15 protein-coding genes are annotated in these 19,949 nt (G+C 52.5%); 1 reads left to right on the top strand and 14 read right to left on the bottom strand.

What is annotated here, in order from left to right; all coding sequences use genetic code 11:
• Window positions 1–60 precede the first annotated feature (60 nt).
• Together xylB and xylA are read right to left on the bottom strand one after the other, a co-directional pair.
• A complete protein-coding gene (gene xylB, locus ACX1DY_RS21775) occupies window positions 61–1,557 on the bottom strand; it encodes a xylulokinase (RefSeq protein WP_458966303.1) in 1,497 nt (498 codons plus the stop codon).
• Window positions 1,558–1,872: 315 nt separating this feature from the next.
• Entirely contained in the window at window positions 1,873–3,189 is a 1,317-nt protein-coding gene (xylA, locus tag ACX1DY_RS21780) for a xylose isomerase (RefSeq protein WP_458966304.1), read from the bottom strand.
• 360 nt (window positions 3,190–3,549) lie between these two features.
• Between xylA and ACX1DY_RS21785 the strand changes: the two genes are divergently transcribed.
• Entirely contained in the window at window positions 3,550–4,710 is a 1,161-nt protein-coding gene (locus ACX1DY_RS21785; RefSeq protein ID WP_458966305.1) for an ROK family protein, read from the top strand.
• Window positions 4,711–4,804: 94 nt separating this feature from the next.
• Here the strand turns inward: ACX1DY_RS21785 and ACX1DY_RS21790 are convergent, their stop codons facing one another.
• The 12 genes from ACX1DY_RS21790 to ACX1DY_RS21845 all read right to left on the bottom strand — a co-directional run bounded on the left by ACX1DY_RS21790 (window position 4,805) and on the right by ACX1DY_RS21845 (window position 19,827).
• Complete coding sequence (locus ACX1DY_RS21790; protein WP_458966306.1) at window positions 4,805–5,449, bottom strand: GNAT family N-acetyltransferase; 645 nt, start codon at window positions 5,447–5,449, stop codon at window positions 4,805–4,807.
• A gap of 108 nt (window positions 5,450–5,557) precedes the next feature.
• The gene (locus ACX1DY_RS21795) at window positions 5,558–5,791 is read right to left on the bottom strand and encodes a glutaredoxin family protein (RefSeq protein ID WP_019908367.1); all 234 of its coding nucleotides are present in this window, start codon (window positions 5,789–5,791) and stop codon (window positions 5,558–5,560) included.
• 32 nt (window positions 5,792–5,823) lie between these two features.
• Window positions 5,824–6,765, bottom strand: a complete 942-nt coding sequence (gene trxB / locus ACX1DY_RS21800; protein WP_458966307.1) for a thioredoxin-disulfide reductase — start codon at window positions 6,763–6,765, stop codon at window positions 5,824–5,826.
• A gap of 371 nt (window positions 6,766–7,136) precedes the next feature.
• Window positions 7,137–9,104 (bottom strand): heavy metal translocating P-type ATPase, encoded by a 1,968-nt coding sequence (locus tag ACX1DY_RS21805; protein ID WP_458966308.1) that lies wholly within the window; start codon window positions 9,102–9,104, stop codon window positions 7,137–7,139.
• Window positions 9,105–9,707: 603 nt separating this feature from the next.
• Window positions 9,708–9,935 (bottom strand): hypothetical protein, encoded by a 228-nt coding sequence (locus ACX1DY_RS21810; protein ID WP_458966309.1) that lies wholly within the window; start codon window positions 9,933–9,935, stop codon window positions 9,708–9,710.
• Window positions 9,936–10,268: 333 nt separating this feature from the next.
• Window positions 10,269–11,327 (bottom strand): hypothetical protein, encoded by a 1,059-nt coding sequence (locus ACX1DY_RS21815; RefSeq protein WP_458966310.1) that lies wholly within the window; start codon window positions 11,325–11,327, stop codon window positions 10,269–10,271.
• A 782-nt stretch (window positions 11,328–12,109) separates the two neighbouring features.
• Window positions 12,110–13,402 carry a homocysteine synthase gene (locus ACX1DY_RS21820; RefSeq protein WP_458966311.1) on the bottom strand — a complete coding sequence of 431 codons (1,293 nt, stop codon included), beginning with the start codon at window positions 13,400–13,402 and terminating at the stop codon, window positions 12,110–12,112.
• 215 nt (window positions 13,403–13,617) lie between these two features.
• The gene (locus ACX1DY_RS21825) at window positions 13,618–14,130 is read right to left on the bottom strand and encodes a GNAT family N-acetyltransferase (protein WP_458966377.1); all 513 of its coding nucleotides are present in this window, start codon (window positions 14,128–14,130) and stop codon (window positions 13,618–13,620) included.
• 103 nt (window positions 14,131–14,233) lie between these two features.
• The gene (gene deoC, locus ACX1DY_RS21830) at window positions 14,234–14,911 is read right to left on the bottom strand and encodes a deoxyribose-phosphate aldolase (protein WP_458966312.1); all 678 of its coding nucleotides are present in this window, start codon (window positions 14,909–14,911) and stop codon (window positions 14,234–14,236) included.
• A 111-nt stretch (window positions 14,912–15,022) separates the two neighbouring features.
• Entirely contained in the window at window positions 15,023–16,780 is a 1,758-nt protein-coding gene (locus tag ACX1DY_RS21835) for a methyl-accepting chemotaxis protein (protein ID WP_458966313.1), read from the bottom strand.
• 245 nt (window positions 16,781–17,025) lie between these two features.
• The gene (locus ACX1DY_RS21840; protein WP_458966314.1) at window positions 17,026–18,105 is read right to left on the bottom strand and encodes a bifunctional 3-deoxy-7-phosphoheptulonate synthase/chorismate mutase; all 1,080 of its coding nucleotides are present in this window, start codon (window positions 18,103–18,105) and stop codon (window positions 17,026–17,028) included.
• Window positions 18,106–18,543: 438 nt separating this feature from the next.
• Window positions 18,544–19,827: an ArsB/NhaD family transporter gene (locus ACX1DY_RS21845; RefSeq protein WP_458966315.1), complete on the bottom strand. Its 1,284-nt coding sequence runs from the start codon at window positions 19,825–19,827 to the stop codon at window positions 18,544–18,546.
• Window positions 19,828–19,949: the final 122 nt, after the last annotated feature.

Raw genomic sequence — 19,949 nt, forward strand, 5'->3', positions numbered from 1 at the left:
GAAGCCTTGCGGCTTCTCACCGGGATTTCCAAGATGTAAATATGGACGAAGCCAGACCAGCTATTTCCGGTATTCAGCCAGTTTATCATTTAATGCACGTGTTTGACCATAGACTTCCTGGTACAATCCGAACAATCCATCGTATACTGCCACCTGCTGCGCATTCGGTTTGTATACCTCCGCAGGACGGATGAAGGCCTCCGCGCATTCGCCAAGCGATGTAAACCAGCCGCTGCCGTAAGCAGCCAGCATTGCCGCTCCCATTGCCGGCCCTTGCTCACTCTCCAGCTTGATGATCGAAGCGTTGAAGATATCCGCCTGCATCTGCAGCCATGCTTCATTCTTGGCTCCGCCGCCGATGGCTACAATCTCGGTAATGTCCTTGCCGGACTCGCGCACGATCTCAATGGATTCACGCAGCGAGAATGTAATCCCTTCCAGTACCGAACGGGTGAAGTGGGACAGGGTATGGCCGGAATCCATGCCGATAATGCTGCCGCGGATATTCGCATCCGCGTGCGGGGTGCGTTCACCAACAATATACGGCGTGAACAGCAGACCGCCGCTGCCTGCTGGGATGGAATCCACACCCTTCAGCAGCTCGTCGAAGCTTTTATCTGCCGCGAAGGTTTCCTTGAACCAGGTCAGGCTGTAGCCTGCAGCCAGGGTAACCCCCATGATATAATAGGCGTCCTTTTCCCCATGGTTGAAGAAATGGACTTTGCCTTCCAGATTAAGATCCTTGTTGCTCTCATAAGACAGCACTACACCGGAGGTTCCAATGCTGCACATGGTCCGGCCTTCGCCGAGAATACCGGCGCCGAGCGCTCCGCAGGCATTGTCCGCTCCACCGGCAAACACCTTCGTGGAAGGCAGCAGACCGGAGGCTTTGGCAATCTCAGGCAGCAGCGTGCCAGTCAGATCAAAGGACTCTACGAGCTTCGGACAGAGCGAGACTGGCAGATCGAAGGCTTCGGCGATTTCTGCGCTCCACGTTTTGGAGCCTACATCCAGCAGCAGCGTACCTGCAGCATCGGAATAATCCATAGCGTAATCGCCGGTCAGCCAGTAACGCACATAATCCTTCGGCAGCAGGAACAGCTCCGCCTGGGCCAGCACCTCCGGTTCATTCTCCTGCACCCAGAGAATCTTAGGCAGGGTGAAGCCTTCCAGCGCACGGTTTCTGGCGATTTCGATCAGCTTCTTGCCCAGCTTCTGCTCAATCTTCCGGCACTGCGCGGTAGTGCGGGTATCATTCCAGAGAATGGCCGGGCGCAGCGCCTTCCCATCCTTGTCCACGAGCACCAGCCCGTGCATCTGCCCGGAGAAGCTGATGCCGTCCACCTGAGACGCGTCCACACCTGAAACCTCAATCAGGCGGCGAAGGCTTTCAAGCGTCCCCTTCACCCAATCCTCAGGATTCTGCTCACTCCAGTTCGGCTGCGGTCTGCTGAGCGGATAGGCTTCCGAGTGCTCAAAGGCCACCTTTCCCTGCTGATCTACCAATACAGTCTTGACCGCACTGGTTCCAAGATCGACACCGATTACGTATTTCATAATTAACCTCCTAAAGGTTGGAATTAGTATATAAACCAAACTTGTGATTTTTCTATTTCGGATTCTGGTCGTAACTGCGGGGAATGTTTGGACTTCCGGCCGCTACTTATCCTTATATTTGATTTTCAAGTTCACTTTATATACATGAATCTTGTTGCGATATAACTCGCTTCGCAAAGCATCGGCTTAGTTAATATGAAGCAGATTCTCTTCAGTTCAATAAAAAAGGGGCTGCCGAAGAATGCTCTCTTCAGCAACCCCCGTTGCATTAATGTAGTGCGGGCTTAAATCAGGAAGCAGTGCTTCCTCTGGGTACTACTCAGCCAGGATGTATTGGTTCAATGTGGCTCTGAGCAGCTCTTGACGTCCGGACTGGTTCGGACGCGGATTCTCATTGTTCAGCGCGTAGTCAGCAAGCGAAGCCAGAGTGGCTTTGCCGGATACGATATCTGCTCCGACACCTTCTGTGAAGCTGCTGTAGCGGTTGTCGATGAAGTTTTCGAATACGCGGTCTTCAAGCAGCTTGGCAGCAACCTTCAGGCCTTTGGCATATACGTCCATACCGGAGATATGCGCCAGGAACAGATCCTCAGGCTCGAAGGACGGACGGCGTACCTTGGAGTCGAAGTTAACTCCGCCTTTGCCAAGTCCACCGTTCTTGAGTACTTCATACAGAGTCAGTGTAGCATCATAGATGTTAGCAGGGAATTCGTCTGTATCCCATCCCAGAAGCGGATCGCCCTGGTTCGCGTCGAGCGATCCCAGCATGCCGTTGATGCGGGCTACACGAAGCTCATGCTCAAAGGTATGACCAGCAAGTGTAGCATGGTTGGCTTCGAGGTTCAGCTTGAAGTGCTTGTCGAGATTATATTTCTGCAAGAACGCAATCGTTGTTGCTGCATCGAAATCATATTGATGTTTGGTAGGCTCTTTTGGTTTAGGTTCGATCAGGAATTGAGCATCGAAGCCGATTTCCTTAGCATAGTCGATTGCCATGCTGAACAGGCGGGCAATGTTGTCCTGCTCAAGGCCCATATCTGTATTCAGCAGGGTTTCGTAGCCTTCACGGCCGCCCCAGAATACATAGTTATCCGCGCCCAGACGTTTGCCGACTTCCAGACCTTTCTTCACCTGTGCAGCCGCATGTGCGAACACATCAGCGTTGCAGGTGGAGCCTGCACCGTGCATATAGCGCGGATTAGTGAACATGTTGGCTGTGTTCCACAGCAATTTTTTGCCGGAAGATTTCATGCCTTGTTCCAGAAGGTCTACGATAGTGTCAATGTTGCTGTAGAACTCACGCAAAGATGCGCCTTCAGGAGCGATGTCCACATCGTGGAAGCAGTAGTACTGCAGGTCCATCTTCTCCATGAATTCAAAAGCGGCTTCAGCGCGGGCCTTAGCCTTATCCAGTGCGCTCAGCTTGTTCCAGCTGCGGACTGCAGTTTCAGCGCCGAACGGATCGGATCCGCCAGCCGTTAATGTATGCCAATAAGCCATTGCAAACTTCAGGTGCTCCTCCATGGTTTTGCCGGCTACGATTTCTTTTGGATTGTAGAATTTGAATGCGTAAGGGTTAGTGGACTTGCTTCCCTCGTAAGAGATTTTACCCACTGTTTCAAAATAAGCCATTTGTGAAATCCTCCTCGATATTATACTTTGCCGCAAGCGTTTACAGCATCATCTTAACACATCTTTCCGACTTTGTATATTGGTTAAACAAAGTTTTATTCAACTTTTTTTTCTGCTTCCTGACCTCTCCGTCTGACGCCAAACTCCGCTTCTCACCCTATGTCCATCCACTTATTAAGTTCCCTCAGGCGGCGCTGCCTATGCGTCCATACTCTCAGACTTAACCGTGTTGCCTGTTGCAATTTGCCGCACATCGCACTAGACTAAATGGCATACTTCAAGTAGAAACGGCTACACCGTCCAAAAATGAAAACGTTCCCCAATTTACATACTTATATTTTCAAAAAGGAAGTGTGCTTCGTGAAGGTTACCGGTGATCAGGCACTGGTCAAAAAAATCAATAAATCAATCATTTTACATACGATTCGCATGCAATCCCCGATCTCCCGGGCCAGAGTATCTGAAATGACCGGACTCAACAAAGCCACGGTATCCAACCTCGTCGCCGAACTATGCGGACAGGAGTTAGTCACCGAAGCCGGGCCCGGGGAATCCAGCGGCGGACGCAAGCCGCTGATGCTGCACTTCAACAGCATGGCCGGCAGTGTTATCGGCATCGAGTTGCGGGTGAAGCAGCTCACGGCCGTGCTCTGCGATTTGGGAGGCGGCATCCTTAGCGAGCGGGACTGCAGACTGGAAACCCATGATCTGCCTTATGTACTGGAGCAGATGAACAGCATTATCAAGGAGCTGATAGCCGCCGCTCCGGTCTCGCCTTACGGCATTGTAGGCATCGGGGTCGGTGTGCCGGGGATGGTCGATGAGCATGGAGTTGTGCTGTTCGCGCCCAATCTGGGCTGGGAGATGGTCGATCTGCGGGCAATTCTGGAGGATGCCTTCTCGGTCCCTGTCACCATCGACAATGAGGCTAATGCGGGAGCACAGGGAGAGCTGAACTTCGGTGCGGCGCGCGATGTGCGCCACCTGCTCTATATCAGCGCAGGGTCAGGGATTGGTTCGGGAATTATTATCGGCGGGGAGCTGTACAAAGGCGCACGCGGATATGCCGGAGAGACCGGACATATGACTATAGAAGCGGAAGGCAAGCCCTGCAGTTGCGGGAGCAGAGGCTGCTGGGAGCTGTACGCTTCGGAGAAAACCTATGATAATCCAGAGGTCTCGCTGCCCGCTCGAACGACTCCGGAGCTTGTCCGGCATGCACTTGAGGGGCAGGAGGAAACTCTGCGCCACTTCTCCTTGATCGGTGAGTATCTTGGCATCGGAGTAACCAATCTGATCAACAGCTTCAACCCGGAGCTGATCGTCATTGGCGGCGCTCTCTCCGAGGCCGAGCCCTGGCTCGGCGAACCGCTGCGCAGAGTCGTCGCAGAGCGGACGCTCCCTTATCATAAGCAGCAGCTCGAGATTACCTTCTCCACACTGGGCAGCCGGGGAACCATGATCGGAGCAGGCTTTTCGGCCGTTATGCACTTTCTCGGGAATATCCGCGTGACTTTGTAAGCAAATTGACGTAAATTCTCCGCAATTACGGCAGCACAAGGTAGAGTAATTGGAGGAACAATCCTATATAATAAGAGGTGCAGTGTGACAAATATCACTGCATACCTCTTTTTTTGAAATGGAGAGTGAGTCCATGACCTATGTTGATACGTCTGATATTTCGGCGCAGATGTTCATCACCGTGCTGCTGCTGCTGCTCATCATCGCTCCACTCATCAGCCTCGGCGTTCTGCGCCTGTTCCAATCGCGGAAGAAATCCGGAATTATGCTTATTTTCAGCGGGATCGCTGTCTACGCCATTTTTCAAATGGTCATGTCGATCACTCATGCTTGATAGAACACAGTTGAAGCGCTCGGTGCCCGGATACTTTTCGCCCAGGCTGGTGATCATAAATCCGCAATTTCTATAAAATCGGGCGGCATCCTTATCCGTCTCGGCCTGCAGTGTTTCAGCCTTTTTACACTTGCGGAGCTCTTCGATCATTGCACTGCCGATACCTCTTCCGCGCAAACGGGCCTGAACCGCCAGATGACGGATTTCCACCGCCTCCGTACCCAGCCGGATACCAAGCAGCCCTGCCAATTCACCGTTCACAAAGGTTCCCAGTAGCTCCAGAGAGTCCTCAGTCAGATAATTGTCCAGCTCCTCCAGTGCCCGTTCTTCTCCTGCCCACATACATTCTGCCAGCAGAAGCGCCACCGCATCTCTGTCCCAATAGTTTTCCAAGCTGATTAGCAATGTTCACAGCCTCCTTATCAGTTGCTCCTGCACTGGGCAAACGAAAGACCGCCTCCAGTGCGGAAGCGGCCGTTCTCTTCTTGAGTAGAGGAGTTATTGTTAATGCTGTTAAATAGTAGCCAAAGCCTTGTCAAATTGCGTTTTGTTCATGCCTACAATTTTGAAGTCGCCGATGACGGTTACAGGCACAGCTCTCATTCCCATATCCCAAACCTGCTGGGCGAAATCATCGTTCTGTTCAATGTTGCGCTCCTCGTAGGAGACGCCCTTCTCGCTCAGGAAGCTTTTGACCTGACGGCAATGCGGACAGTTGGTTGAAGTGTATACAATAACATTTTCCATAGTTAATCTCCTCCTTAAGGTGTGTAAGAACTTTATAGAATAACCGCGCTGTGCTCCAGACTCTCGATGTATTTCTCGGCATCCATTGCCGCCATGCATCCGCTGCCCGCTGCGGTAATCGCCTGTTTGTAGCGGGTATCCTGCACGTCTCCGCAAGCGAATACGCCGGGAATATTGGTCTCAGAGGTGCCAGGTGTAGTAACGATATAACCATTCGCATCGGTTGTAATCTGTCCGCCCAGGAACGCCGTGTTAGGGTGATGCCCGATGGCTACAAACACGCCGCTCGCTTCAATGACTTCCTCTTTTCCGGTCTCATTGTTAAGCACCTTAATTCCGCTCACGCCCTTGTCGCCGGCAACTACTTCCAGCGGAGTGCGGTTTAATGCCCAAGCCACCTTCTCATTATCGCGGACGCGGTCCTGCATGATCTTGGAGCCGCGCAATTCTTCCCGGCGGTGTACAAGAGTTACCTTCGAGGCAAAACGGGTCAGGAAGCCTGCTTCCTCAAGCGCCGAATCACCGCCGCCGACCACAACAATCTCTTTGCCGCGGAAGAAAAATCCGTCGCAAGTAGCGCATGTGCTGACTCCTCGTCCGACATTATCCTGCTCGCCCGGAATACCCAGGTATTTCGCAGTAGCGCCTGTAGATAGAATCAGTGTATCCGTAATCAGCGTACCCATACCGTCCACATTCAGCTTAAACGGACGTTCGCCCAGTTCCACGCTGTTCACCCAGCCTGTAACAAACTTGGCGCCAAAACGTTCAGCCTGCTTACGCATATTGTCCATCAGCTCAGGACCCATAACCCCCTCAGGAAAACCGGGGAAATTCTCTACTTCCGTTGTAGTGGTAAGCTGTCCGCCCGGCTGCGGGCCTTCGATAACCAGCGGGTTCAGATTGGCGCGGGCCAAGTAGATGGCAGCAGTCAATCCGGCAGGACCAGTACCAATAATGATTGATTTATACATGACTTTATCCTCCTTGAGTTGGACGGTTAAGACGTCAGCTCTTCATCATTCTTAATTAAAATAATTATAATCTAGTATTAATTATGCTCAACTCAAGGGAATATGTCAATATGCCAGACACGCTGTAATCGTACCCATTTTGTGAACAATTCAATTTTAAGCAATTAATTTTTCACAATGACTGCTATATAAGTTGAACTTTAGTTTTTCATATTTGGGCCAAGCCGTAACTGCGGGGAATGTTTGGACTTCCGGCCGCAGACAAAGGCGGACGCTACCGCTCCGTAAGTATCCAAACTTCCCCTCCGTCACTTCGGCCCTTTTTATATTTTCTTTAGTTCAACATATATAGATCAGCCGTGCCAGGTTTTTTAGCGTAAAAGTCTGAGTCCGTTAAGGATAACTAGTATTGTGCTGCCCTCATGGCCGATAACACCAAAAGGAAGGGCAATCCCCTGCAAAAAGTTGCTCAGCATCAATGTAACTATCACCGTTACGGCAAACACCATATTCTGCTTCACTATACGCTGAGAACGCCGGGCCAGGGCAACCGCCATCGCAATCTCCTCAATGTTATCGTTCATCAGCACGACATCGGCAATCTCAAGCGCCGCACCGCTGCCCTTCATGCCCATTCCCATGCCGACTGTGGCCGTGGCCAGCGCTGGTGCATCATTCACCCCGTCGCCCACCATGATCACATTTCCGTATTGCTCGCGCAGCGCTTTGACATGCGTCACTTTATCCTCCGGCAAAAGATCGGCAAATACAAGATCAACGCCGGTTCTTTCAGCGATCACTTCTGCCGTTGCCGCGCGGTCACCAGTCAGCATCGCCACCTTAATGCCCAGCTCCTGCAGCTTGCGCACCGCAACTTCCGCTTGCGGACGGACGGTATCCTGCAGTGCAATCATTCCGGCAATGTCCTCACCGGCAAGAATAAGCGATACTGTTTTGCCCTCTGCCTCGAACTGCCGGCGCAGCGAGATCCACTGCTCATCCCCATTTCCAGCTTCGTTGTTCTTCCGTTCATCCAGCAAATTGGATTTACCGATTCTCCACAGCTCGCCGTCAATCAGCCCTTCAATCCCCCAGCCGGTCACGGACTTGCTCTCCTGAATCACCGGCAGCTCAAGCTGCTCCTCCTCAGCCAAGCGGACAATCGCATCCGCCAGCGGATGGCGGGACAATTTCTCAATCGACGCACTAACCGCCAGCAGCTCATTCCGGTCATAGCCTTCTCCGGCGACGAAATCAGTCACCTGCGGTATGCCTTCGGTCAATGTTCCGGTCTTGTCAAAAGCGACCACAGAGGTCTTCGCCATATTCTCTAAATGAACGCCGCCTTTGAAGAGGATGCCTTTGCGCGCGCTTTTGGAGATGGCCGACAGCATTGCCGGCATAATGGAAGAGACCAGTGCGCACGGAGAGGCCACGACCAGAAATACCATAGCTTTGTAGAATGTGGCGCTCCAGCTCCAGTCCAGCAGTAACGGTGGCAGAGCAATTAATGCTACTGTAGCAGCTACCACTACCCGGGCATAAATCGACTCCAGCCGTTTGATGAACCGCTGCGACTCAGGCACTTCTGTTTCTGCTTCTTCAACCATTCTAATGATCTTGGCAAAAAGCGTATTCTCCGCTGACTTCGTTACCTCTATATAAAGCGGACCTTCTCCATTGATGGTTCCGGCAAACACTTCACTGCCGACTGTTTTCTCAACAGGCAGGGATTCACCCGTGATGGACGCCTGATTGACAGCCGATTCTCCCCGGTAGACTGTACCGTCTGCAGGGATCAATTCGCCGGGGCGCACAAGCAGCATGTCTCCGATTGCCAATAGTTCGATCGCAACCTCACTCATGCTCCCCCCTTCAATGCGAATAGCGGTAGCCGGCTTAAGAGCCATCAGCGACGAAATGTCTTTTTTGCTGCGTTCCATCGTATAGCTTTCCAGCGCTCCGCTCAATGCAAAAATAAAGATCAGCATCGCGCCCTCATTCCAATAGCCGATCGAAGCTGCGCCCAGTGCGGCAGCGATCATCAGCAGATTTACGTCAAGATCACGCTCTTTGAGCAGCGTCTCTACGCCCTCTTTCGCCTTGATCCAGCCGCCTAGCGCGTAGGAAACAACGTAGAGGATGATGGAAAAGACCTCAGACCAGCCGCTGACGGCCCAGGCAATAAGCATAAGTAACCCGCTGCCAAGAGCAGCCTGCATTTCAGCATTGCCAAGCATGGCCATCGGATCGAACCGGCGTGGTTTCGGAGCCCCTGGTTGCTGCGTGCTGCCCTGCCGGGCCATTCGTTTAGGCATTTGTTCGGATCTTGCTTGCATAGTGATCACTCTCCTGATTGGTTTGCGGGGATATTTTGCACCCTCCCCTGTGAGGTGATATGTGCTGCTGAGAATGAGAGCCATTATTACAGCCCCTAAAATGACACATGCTGCCCCGGCTCAGCCGGGACAGCATGGTAAATGAGAATGATAATCGTTTTTGCCATTGTACAAATTTATTTCCTCAGTGCAACTTATACTACTAATATATCACGTTCTCCGGGAAAGTAAAGCCTGAGGCTCGGTTGATTTTGCAGGTAGAGGCTTGTGAGGAGGGGTTTATATTCATTAGCACAACGCTAAGGGGGTGTTCTATATTACCGAAGTACTGATAATAGCGCCATTACAGTAGTGCTGACAATAGCGCCATTACAGTAGTGCTGACAATAACGCGCTGTCTACAATAGGTGCAGGCGTACCAGCCTGTCCCGTCTCTTTTGTGCCAAATGTTCAGGCATTGAAGCTTCAGCAGCTAATTATTGAGGTGAGTGAATGAATGAGTGAGTGAATGGCTTCGGGCCATAGGTTGTAGAGCGTGCAGGACGGACAAATCTTAAGTGGTGGAGAAGTGCGCGGGAAAGGTTAGGGGGTGAGTATAAGGAGTTATGGACTGGGGGATTTAACAACGGCATTTTTGCCGTTGTTTTTGGGGGAACCGGCCAGTTGGGCTTCAACAACGGCATTTTTGCCGTTGTTTCCTAGACAATCGGCCGGGCAGGGCTTCAACAACGGTATTTTTACCGTTGTTTCCCAGACAATCGGCCGGCGAGGCTTCAACAACGGCTTTTTTGCCGTTGTTTCCCAGACAATCGGCCAGCGGAGCTTCAACAACGGTATTTTTACCGTTGTTTCTGAGCACTTTGGACCTTTGGAGAATTTGAACTTATCTTCGCCTTTATGTTCACCTCATCTACAACGAGAGAAGAATCACAAATTCAATTAAATAAGCATAGCAGCGGGACGCAGACCCGCTGCTATGCTCTTGGAGAAATATGTTAGTCTCCGGTGGACTACCGTTCCGCTTGCTTAGCGGGAAATGCCTCTTGATCCTGGACGAACGTATGCTCAAGCTTAAACCGCCTATCCGGCCTGATCTGACCAGGCCGTTGACCCACTCCATGCAGATTTGACCTGTTGCGCAGGTCAAATCTGCAGGCCCGCCGGTTATTGCCATCCACCGGCGGCTGTATCAGGCTGGTCCTGCCGGGCCATCCAGGTCAGGCAGGCCGCTATAAGCAGCGCTTCGGTCCGCTGGGCCGCGCTGCAAAAGATCCCGCTCAAGCCGATCCGGTACAGATCGGCCAGAGCGTGCGCCGCCGGTGCCCCCGCGGCGAGCACTACCGCCGCCGGCTTCACGCTCCGCACGGCGGCCAGGATCGCTTCCGCCGCCTGGGCGAAGCCCCCGGCGGCGCTCTCCTCCGGCGCGGCTTCGCCCGCCGCGCCGTCCAGCACAAGGAAATCGGCGATGCGCGCGATTTCCCCCGCGGCGGCGTGCTCTACATCGGGCGACAGGATCGCCCCGATGCGGCACGCCGCCGCGTAAGCGTGGCCGAGCGTCTGTTCGGCCACGTCCTCGATGAATTCGCGCTGCGCCGCGAATTCGGCAGCGCTGGCGGGATACGCCGCCAGCAGGTCCACGCGGCAGTCGCTGCCCTGCCGCTGGCTCTCCGCGACCGCAGCGAACAGCGCCTCAAGCAACGCATCCTGCAGCGCAGCCAGCTTTACCGGCTGTGCTGCCAGCTCCGGCGTGCAGGGCAGAGTGACTGCGGCCCAGATTCCATCCGCAGACTCCAGCAATGCGGCGGATGACGCCCGCAGCCGGTAATAGATCCGCTGCAGAATCCGGCCAGCCAGCATTTCGTCTTCACAGGATAACCAGCTGTCATAAAGTCCGGCCAGCTCCGGCGTCAACAGCCATTCCTCGCTGCGGATCAGACAAGGCCCCGCCGGATAACCACCGGCTTCCCCCCGAAGGAGCGGCCGTTCCCCGCACCCTTCGCGCAGCACCAGAAAGGCCGGACGTTCGCCCGGACGTCTGAAATAGGCAGCGTTCAGCGGCCCCGTCTCCTGCTGCCGCTCTCCTTCAGCAATAAACTCCGCAGCGGCGGAAGCAACGGAAGCGGACTTGCTCATCTCCACACCGATTGCCCGATCCCCGGCATGATACTTGAACGGGCGCTCCTCATTGCTCCCGTTATGATCCTGCTGTCGTTCAACCTTCATCACCGCACCCACCTTTTACCTTAGGATTGCTGCCGGTGTTCACTTGGCCTACCATGCCGCCCGGCAAATGAATAAGCTTCATTATTATAAGTACGGGATTGTGCCGCAAAATATGCAAGCGTTACCAAGTAAGTAGTAAATACCCAACCTCTAACCGGTAAGGCTCTAAATTCCCAAGACTCCAAGGCTTCAAATAGTCTCTTCTTTCTAAGACTTATGCTTACACGTCATGCGATATTCTGCATTCACTTCGGCCTGAGGGCAAAAAAAGACCACTCTCCCTATACGCCGCCCTTCTTCCGGTGAACAGACAGCACTTAGAGGAAGATCACCTCAAGCTGCCTGGATTCATCACCGTAAAAAAGGCATTCCGTATATGGACAGTGGCATGCATCTGTCTAGTGAACCATGTTCCCCAATACAATAGGTGCGAAAACGTGCGCCCAGGAACGATAATTGCATTTGCTGCAGTTAAAAAGTGGCTTAACCGCTTATTTTTGAAGATAGCTGTATTTCGTGCATTTAAAAATAGCGGTTAGCGTTCTTTTCGTGAATGGAGCGTTATCTAAGTGTACGAAGTGCAATAAACTCTCTTCCACTGCTGAAATCAGCCCTTTTACTTGCATAAAATACAGTTCAGCCTGGATGTGACCGAGCTACCTGAAGCAACTGGTAACCAAATGCAATCCAATGCATTACGCAAGCAGGATTCTGCTGTTAACCGGCAATCCAGGGGTATAAGCTAGATGTGCTCAACCCGCTAAGCACATCCGCTGCAAAAACTATTGCTGGCTCGCGGCAATCGCCTGCTCCAGATCATACAGAATGTCGTCGATGGATTCCGTGCCGATGGACAACCGGATCAATTCCGGCGTTACCCCTGCTGCAATTTGCTCCGCGTCGGACAATTGCTGATGGGTAGTGCTTGCCGGATGGATAATCAGCGATTTGGAATCACCGACGTTTGCTAAATGGGAGAACAGTTTAACATTCTCGATCAGCTTGACACCGGTAGCCGCACCGCCTTTGATTCCGAACGTGAGAATCGCTCCCTGCCCCTTCGGTAAATACTTCTGAGCGAGCTTATAGGACGGGTGGCTTGGCAAGCCGGCATAGCTGACCCATTCCACAGCCTCGTGCTGCTCTAAATACTGGGCCACCTTCAGCGCATTCTGGCTGTGACGCTCCAGCCGCAGATGCAAGGTCTCCAGCCCCTGCAGCAGCAGCCAGGAGTTGAACGGGGAAATCGCCGCGCCCAAATCACGGAGCAATTGAACCCGCGCTTTGATGATATAGGCAATCGGCCCTACGGCCTCCGTGTATACTAATCCGTGGTAGCTCGGGTCCGGCTCAGTCAAGCCCAGGAATTTGCCGCTGGCTTTCCAATCGAACTTGCCGCCATCTACGATGACTCCACCGATGGAGGTCCCGTGCCCGCCAATAAATTTGGTCGCCGAATGGACAACGATGTCTGCCCCGAATTCGATAGGACGAAGCAGATACGGACTTGGGAAGGTATTGTCTACAATCAGCGGGATTCCATGCTCATGAGCGATTGCAGCCACGGCCTCGATATCCAGCACATTTCCCTGCGGATTGCCGATTGTTTCGGCGTAGAGCGCCTTCGTCTTGTCTGTGATCGCGCTGCGGAAGTTCTCCGGGTTATCCGAATCGACAAAATGCACCTTGATTCCCAGCTTGGGCAATGTAGTGGAGAACAGATTATATGTGCCGCCGTACAGGCTGGCAGAGGAGACAATCTCATCCCCGGCCCCGGCAATATTAAGTATGGAGAAGGAAATCGCCGCCGAACCGGAAGCTGTCGCAAGCGCACCCGCCCCGCCCTCCAGTGCGGCAATCCGCTGCTCGAATACATCGGTGGTCGGATTCATCAGGCGGGTATAGATGTTGCCGAACTCCTTCAGCGCAAACAAATTAGCTGCATGCTCGGCATCACGGAATCCATAAGAAGTGGTCTGGTACAGCGGCACTGCACGCGAAAAAGTGGTTGGGTCAATCTCCTGGCCTGCATGAACGGCTAACGTTTCAAACGACAGCTTGCGATCTTCTGACATGGGTTATCCTCCCTTGAAATAAGTAATGGTAAACCTTAACACCTAAAGAATTGTACCTATTCTCTCACAAACTATGTCATTTGAAAAGAAAAAAATCTCATTATTCCCCTGTGTTTTATTACATTAGAAAAAATGATGGAATTCACACAAATCCCGCCTTTAGGGATGCGCTTACATTAATTCGGAACATTTGCCCTGAATTAACGAGCCATTCTTCAGTGATTCGCGCCGCGGCATGAGTGTTTTAAATAAAAATACACCAAATCATCTACAAGCTCCGCTTCTCTCTCAAAGCCTAAAGCCTCCATCAAACGCATGGATCTTGCATTCCCAGGGTCAACCGTTGCCTCAATCATTTCCAGCCCCATCTGCCCATAACCGAACTCAATCACCGGAAGGAGTGCTTCAGTCATCAATCCTTGGCCCCAATAGTCTCTGGATAGATCGAACCCGATTTCCGCTTTCGCCGCTGTGCCCGTTACCCAGCAATGATACCCGCAGGTTCCTGCCAATTGCCCTGTCTGCTTATCGAATATCCCCCATCGGCAGCCCGTGTCTTCGATATGAAACTGAATAATCTCAATGGCTTCACGAATCTCTCTGCAGGGAGGGATATCCATGAAGCGTGTGACCTCCTCGTCGGAAAAATGCCGAAATACAGCCTCACTATCATCAAGTGTCAGTAATCTCAGAGTAAGCCTGTCCGTTTCTATCATAGGAAAATCCATCTTCGCCACCACACTCTCACCTCTTGGCCATTCTGTAAAAAACGGGGAAACGGAGTTGCCCGTTCCCCCGCCAAGTCCTATTCTCTGACTTGCTCTGCGGTTATTAATAGCTGCTCTGGCTTTGCTCACCTTTGGCAATGGCTACGCCGCCGCTGGTGCCGATACGGGTTGCACCCGCTTTAACCATCACCAGCGCATCTTCTGCGCTGCGCACACCGCCGGATGCCTTGACGCCGATGTCAGGACCAACAGTCGCGCGCATCAGCGCGATGTCTTCCTTCGTAGCGCCGCCGGTGGAGAACCCGGTCGAGGTTTTCACATAATCGGCTCCGGCCTCTACGGCAAGCTTGCAGGCGCGGACCTTTTCTTCCTCAGTAAGCAGGCAGGTTTCAATAATTACCTTGGTCAAGGCTTTGCCGCGGGCCGCGTCAACAACAGCAGCGATATCACGCTTAACCAGCTCATTGTTGCCGTCCTTCAGCGCGCCGATATTGATGACCATATCCACTTCGCCAGCACCATTCGAAATGGCATTGGTGGTCTCAAATGCTTTGGTTTCCGGTGTTGAAGCTCCCAGAGGAAAGCCGATAACCGTACATACCTTCACTTCCGGCGTGTCCTTCAAAACTTCATAAGCCGTAGATACCCAGGCCGGGTTGACGCATACCGAAGCAAATTTATAGGTCTTAGCCTCTTCCGCCAGCTTGATGATATCTGCTTTACGCGCATCCGCCTTCAGCAGCGTATGATCAATGATACCGGCCAGTGTGGTTTCACTCATTGTTAATTCCTCCATGACAGTCATTAGTAGATGTTCGCATTCCTTGTAATCATACCAATAGTAGAACACTTTGGAAAGCGGCCAGCTTCTGTGATGGAGCGACAACCCCGCCTACACCCTCACCTGCCGGATGGCTTCCCGCATGTCGTTTGCATGCGCACTGATGACCGTTGAAGCCTCGTATACCTCTTTGATTTTCTCCAATTGAAAATCGGTCAGCTCACGGATCTGCCGGGTCTGCTCCGATACACCGCCAGCAATATGAGCCATGCTGCCCACAGTTGCAGCCACCTCTTCCGAGCCTGCGGAGAGCTGCTCCGCCGTCGCCGAGACATCTATGATCTGCCCGGCCACCTCACGAAAGGCGGTGGAGGCTTCCCGCAGGGCCTCTTCCGCTTCGGATGACATGCGCACGCCTTCTCCAACCTCCTTCGAGGCATCCGTCATCTGCGTACCGATGCTTGCCGACGCTTTGCCGATATGAATCAGCAAATCGGCGACCCGCTGTACCGAAGCGGCAGAGCCCTCGGCCAGCTTGCGCACTTCACCGGCTACGACGGTGAAGCCCCGCCCGTGCTCACCGGCGCGCGCCGCCTCAATCGAAGCATTCAGTGCCAGCAGCTTCGTCTGATCCGCGAACTGACCTATTTCCACCAGCGCCCCTTCAATCTCATTCGTATAACCTTGCAGCAACATCGCCATATCCAGGGTCTGCCCGGTAGATATGGAGATCGACTTCATCTGCCGGTTCATTTCATTCATAACCGTCTGGGAGGATTCCACCATCTCCAGCGCTTTTACTGCCGATTCCGAGACAAAAGCCGAGGATGCCGAAATCCGCGAGATGCCTTGCGCCATCTCGTTCATCGCTGCAGCACTGCTCTGCGCGTCTTCTGTCTGAGTGCTGGCTCCAGCGTAGATATCTCCTATTTTACTATTAACAGTCTCACTCATCCGCAGCACATCATCGGCATTCCTGGCGAATGTCTCAGAGGAGCCGTAGAGAGAATCATATGCTGTGGACACATGGGATACCATTCCCTTCACCCTTGCATTCAAATCATCCGACATTCGGAGCATCGCCCGATAAGCCGTTCCGATCTCCTCCTGTGACTTGACCGGACGGGCATGCAGAATACGGGCCGCTTCGGCCAGATCCCCCCGTGCCATCGTGCCCGCACTTTCCGTAATCGTACGCAGCGGACGCAAGGCCCGGGTGATGAACCAGGCCATGATCCCCAGTGCCCCTAAGGATAAGGCGAGGATGATGCCGTAGAGCGGCAGGCTTTGGAGCAGGACATCGCGGGTCACAGTACTGAGAACTGAGACATCCGTATCAATGCCGAGCGCTCCGACAAGAGCTCCCTGGGCATCTCTCATCGGTACGAATGCTGATATGTAGTCGCCATATTCGGGGTTCTTGATCACCGGGGAGCTGGCATTTTCTCCGGCGAGCACTGCCTCAACCGCAGCAGCGGGCATATCCGTCTGCTCATTGATCGGCGAAGCCAGCGGATCTCCCTTAGGTCTGCCGTCGATCATCAAGAGCGGTTTGTTGTCTTTATCAATCCTGACAAAATACACAAAACGGGCACCGATAGCCTTCCTGAACTGATCCAGTTCATCCCGGAGCGACCAGTACAGGTCTGTCTCCTGCGGCTCGGCCAAAAAATCGCTGTAGCGTCCGGCATCAATCTGCGTAACATAGTGGCTGGCGATGTTCATGTTGTAGCTGCTGATCGTCCCCTTTACCGCTGATCCGGTGTTCGCCCACTGAATGGCGATGTTCCCCGCCGCGATACATAGAATGACTGCAGTCATGACACAGAGGATACGGGCAATAAGACTTTTTCGGATAAAAGAAAACATGGAGGCCTTCCCTTTCGCGCACGGCAGTTGCGTTATTAAAGTAGGGTATTTTAGGATTACGCAATGACAAATGTCCCTCTAACCGAAAAATTTCGACAATATTCTTAAAATTCCTTTTTCCTCCGGCAAAATTTTCTTGCACGAAAGAAGCTGCCACAGAAACTATTTATTAGCTCCTGTGACAGCTTCATAATAAAAGCCATGTATAGATTCAATACCCGCTGTTCAACCCGCGTCTGCAAGCATTAGCTGTGGTAAAGTCCAGAGGCCTTCACTTCATTGAAGAAGGTATTGAACTCCTCGATATTGAGCTGCTGCGCCGCATCGGACAACGCGGTAGCCGGATCGGGATGCACTTCCACCATAATGCCATCGGCTCCTGCGGCAAGCGCGGCCTTGGCACAAGGAATCAGAATATCCTTGCGTCCGGTAGAATGGGTCACATCGACCAGCACCGGCAGGTGACACTCCTGCTTGAGAATCGGCACTGCCGAGATGTCGAGCGTATTTCTTGTCGCTTTCTCATAGGTGCGGATACCGCGTTCAATCAGCATGATCTCCATGTTGCCGCGGGACATAATATATTCTGCCGCATGGATGAATTCATCCAGCGTTGCGGACAATCCGCGCTTCAGCAGCACCGGCTTATTCACTTCGCCCACCGCTTTGAGCAGTTCGAAATTGTGCATATTCCGTGCGCCAACCTGAATTACATCCACATAATCGAGTGCTTCCTCGATATGCCGGGGGTCTACGATTTCGCTGATCGTCAACAGGCCATGATCCTTGGCCGCTTCCCGCAAAATTCTCAGACCGTCCATCCCGAGTCCCTGAAAATCATAAGGGGAGGTACGCGGCTTGAAGGCCCCTCCGCGCATAACCTTCACACCGGCCTTCTGCAAGGCCGCAGCAACCGTGCGGGTCTGCAGCTCGCTCTCCACTGAGCAAGGACCTGCAACCATCAGCGAAGCTGATCCGCCAACGGTGACGTTCCCAGGCAGATTGATAACCGTATCCTCTTTATGATTTTTCCGGGCTACCAGCAAGGATTTCTTGTGATCCGTACTCTGCAGATCAAGTGAAGCGGAGAAGATTTGCTTGAAAAGGGTACGGATGGTTCCGCTTGTGAAAGGCCCTTTGTTGCTCGCAACCAGCTTCTCCAGCATCTGCTTTTCGCGTTCAGGATCGAACTTCGGCACGCCCTGCTTTTCTTTTACAATTCCAATTTCCTGCACCACCTGGGCCCGCTCAGAGATCAGCTCCAGCAGTTGCCCGTTGATTTCATCCAGGCGGGCTCTCAGACCATCCAATTCTACATTGCTCATTACCTTCCACTCCCTCTTGTAATTTGATTTGAAATTTATAAACGCAAAAAGGCCCCCGTCGCAAGGGACGAGGAGCCGTGGTACCACCCTTATTTAGAAATGAACCCCTATGACTATGCAAATACCGGGAATACCAAAATTCTATTCCAGGCAGGGATCACTCTGTCTTACACCCGGTAACGCGGAGCGCGGGCCATCCTACACATACCTTCTGCAGCAGGTACTTCAGGGGCCGACTCGGAAGTGAACTTCAGCGCAAATCGTCTCTTGAGGGTGCTCTCAGTCTCCGGCACACCTTCCCTGTTAAGATCCGCTTTTCACGCTTACTCTCTTCGTCACAGTCATTTCATTATGGACCAGCACTACTTGTGCACCAGTTTCTGCTATCTTAATCAAAAAGAGACGCATATGCAAGACATTATTTCACCGCGCACCAGTTCAGATCAGATATCTTAGATAGATATACACGCTGGAGATAACAATCGAGAGCAGCATCAACGGAAAACCGACCTTCAAATATTTCATAAATGTGATGGGATGCCCTTCTTTTTCAGCTAGACCGGCTACAATAAGATTGGCGCTCGCCCCGATCAGTGTACCGTTCCCGCCCAGGCATGCGCCCAGAGCCAAGCTCCACCACAGCGGCTCCAAATTGCTGATCCCCAGCGTCCCCATCTCCTGAATCAAAGGAATCATCGTCGCCACAAAGGGAATATTATCCAGGAAGGAGGAGGCTATCGCGCTCAGCCACAGAATCAGCATGGAAGCCGCCGTCACATTCCCTCCGGTAAGCTCCATCGCTTTCGCAGCCAGTTCGGCAATCACACCAGTCTCCACCAGCCCCGACACCAGCACAAAGAGGCCAATGAAGAAAAATATTGTAACCCACTCCACGCTCTTAAAAGCCTTTTCCAGCATGTGCTCTCCGCCAGTCAACAGCAGCAGCAGGAACGCCCCCGCCAGCGCCACGGTCGCCGATTCCAAATGAACCGCCTGGTGAAGAAAAAAGCCAAGTATGGTAAGCCCCAGCACCGCAAGACACTTGCGCAGCAGCTTATAATCGGTGATCATCGCCCGCTCATCCATCTCCAGAATGCTTTGCTGAAGCTCCGGGGAAGACTTCATTTGCTTGCCGAACATAAGCAGCAGCAGCGGTATATACGACACGATGATGATCAGGATCACGGGTGTCAGATTGTTGATAAACGCCATAAACGTCAATTCCTTCACAGCGCTGCCAATCATAATATTCGGCGGATCGCCAATCAGTGTCGCCGTTCCGCCGACATTCGAGGCAATGATCTGTGACAGTAGAAAAGGTAGAGGATTAATGCGCAGTTGCCTGGTGATGCTAAAGGTAATCGGTACCATCAACAGAACTGTCGTAACGTTATCCAGGAAAGCCGAGGCCAGCGCTGTGACAATAAACAGAGCAACCAATATTTTCCGCGGCTTTCCTTTGGCCAGCTTGGCTGCTTTTACCGCGACGTACGAGAACAGGCCTGTCTCGGCAGTAATGCCCACCATCATCATCATTCCCACCAGCAGCCCAAGGGTATTAAAATCAATATGCTCCAGCGCCGTTTCCTGGCTGACAATCCCTGCCGCAATCATGACCAGCGCTCCAAGCATAGCGAGAATTGTACGGTGAATTTTCTCAGAAATGATCAGTCCGTATATTAGCAGAAAAATACCAATCGCCCAAATCCCTTGCTGTTCCATAGTACCTCCCAATATAAATTGCGGTAATGCTTCTAATCTGAACTCAATCATACCTCCCTTGGAAGCAAAAAAGAAGCCCGGAGTTCACCAAACATTCATTAACAAACTTACATTCATATACT

The sequence above is a fragment of the Paenibacillus sp. BAC0078 genome (assembly GCF_054483875.1).

Coding starts and splice junctions, on each gene's coding strand:
- xylB (WP_458966303.1), bottom strand. CDS start 1,557: ATGAAATACGTAATCGGTGTCGATCTTGGAACCAGTGCGGTCAAGACT.
- xylA (WP_458966304.1), bottom strand. CDS start 3,189: ATGGCTTATTTTGAAACAGTGGGTAAAATCTCTTACGAGGGAAGCAAG.
- ACX1DY_RS21795 (WP_019908367.1), bottom strand. CDS start 5,791: ATGGAAAATGTTATTGTATACACTTCAACCAACTGTCCGCATTGCCGT.
- trxB (WP_458966307.1), bottom strand. CDS start 6,765: ATGTATAAATCAATCATTATTGGTACTGGTCCTGCCGGATTGACTGCT.
- ACX1DY_RS21805 (WP_458966308.1), bottom strand. CDS start 9,104: ATGCAAGCAAGATCCGAACAAATGCCTAAACGAATGGCCCGGCAGGGC.
- ACX1DY_RS21815 (WP_458966310.1), bottom strand. CDS start 11,327: ATGAAGGTTGAACGACAGCAGGATCATAACGGGAGCAATGAGGAGCGC.
- ACX1DY_RS21820 (WP_458966311.1), bottom strand. CDS start 13,402: ATGTCAGAAGATCGCAAGCTGTCGTTTGAAACGTTAGCCGTTCATGCA.
- ACX1DY_RS21825 (WP_458966377.1), bottom strand. CDS start 14,130: ATGGATTTTCCTATGATAGAAACGGACAGGCTTACTCTGAGATTACTG.
- deoC (WP_458966312.1), bottom strand. CDS start 14,911: ATGAGTGAAACCACACTGGCCGGTATCATTGATCATACGCTGCTGAAG.
- ACX1DY_RS21835 (WP_458966313.1), bottom strand. CDS start 16,780: ATGTTTTCTTTTATCCGAAAAAGTCTTATTGCCCGTATCCTCTGTGTC.
- ACX1DY_RS21840 (WP_458966314.1), bottom strand. CDS start 18,105: ATGAGCAATGTAGAATTGGATGGTCTGAGAGCCCGCCTGGATGAAATC.
- ACX1DY_RS21845 (WP_458966315.1), bottom strand. CDS start 19,827: ATGGAACAGCAAGGGATTTGGGCGATTGGTATTTTTCTGCTAATATAC.